At 75.8% G+C, this 1,014-nt stretch carries 1 protein-coding gene and 1 pseudogene; both read right to left on the bottom strand.

Features of this window, described 5'->3' with window-relative positions; translation table 11 throughout:
• Positions 1-732 (bottom strand): annotated as a pseudogene (locus E7Z54_RS06700) (amidohydrolase family protein); the annotation flags it as partial.
• A partial coding sequence (locus tag E7Z54_RS06695; protein ID WP_168798202.1) for an amidohydrolase family protein occupies positions 729-1,014 on the bottom strand: 286 nt, incomplete at its 5' end. The gene E7Z54_RS06695 and the pseudogene E7Z54_RS06700, both read right to left, overlap by 4 nt.

Below are 1,014 nucleotides of genomic sequence, written 5' to 3'. Positions count from 1 at the left end.
CAGGCCGAGCTCCGCGGCCAGTCGCACGCCCGGGCCGGGTCCGAGCTGGTTGGCGTGCAGCCGGCCGGGCAGGCCGGCTTCGGCGCCCGCGGACAGCACCGCCCGGGCCTGGTCGTCGTCGAAGGCCCCCGTCTCGCAGAACGCGTCGATCCAGCGGGCGTGCGGGGCCGCCGCCGCGAGCATCGGCCCGGTGACCAGCGCGACGTAACCGGCCGGGTCGTCGTCGTACTCGGGAGGAACGACGTGCGCGCCGAGGAAGGTGGTGTCGTCGGTGAACCGGCGCGCCACCCGCAGCGAGCGGGCCTCGTCCTCGACGGTCAGGCCGTACCCGGACTTGATCTCGACCGTCGTGGTCCCCTGGCCGCGCATCTCGCCGACCAGCCGCGCCACCTGGTCGGCCAGCTCGGCGTCGGTGGCGGCCCGGGTGGCCGCGACCGTGGTGCGGATGCCGCCCGCGGCGTAGGACTGGCCCGCCATCCGGGCGCCGAACTCCGCGGCGCGGTCGCCCGCGAACACCAGGTGGCTGTGACTGTCCACGAAGCCGGGGAGCACCGCGCGACCGCCGGCGTCGACGACCCGGTCGGCCTCCGGCGCGTCCGCTGCGTCGCCGACCCAGGCGACCACTCCGTCCGCCATCACCAGGGCGGCGTCGGTGCGCAGCCCGAGCAGGTCGTCGGCTGCGGGGTCGTTGGTGACGAGCTCGCCGATGTTGGTGATCAGGGTGCCGGTCATCGCCACAGTCTGCCGATGGTCTCGTCGAGCTGCCGTCCCACGGCGGCGTGGTCGCCGTCGAACACCACTCGGCCGTCGACGATGACGTGGCGCACGTCGGCGGCCGTGGCGGCGAACACGGCGGTGTGCTCGTCGGCCCCGGTCCCGGCGGTGCGCGGGGTGTGGGTGTCGACCGTGACCAGGTCGGCGCGTCGGCCCACGGCGATCTCGCCGGCATCGGCGAACCCGAGGCCGGCATGCGCGGTGGCCGCGGTCAGGAGCTCCGCCGCGGTGAGCTGCCCG

Origin of the sequence: Nocardioides sp., assembly GCF_004803405.1 — a bacterium.
In the GTDB taxonomy this organism is placed as follows: Bacteria; Actinomycetota; Actinomycetes; order Propionibacteriales; family Nocardioidaceae; genus Nocardioides; species Nocardioides vastitatis.
Note: the sequence above shows the minus strand (reverse complement) of the source record. Positions and strands in the feature narration are given on the sequence as shown.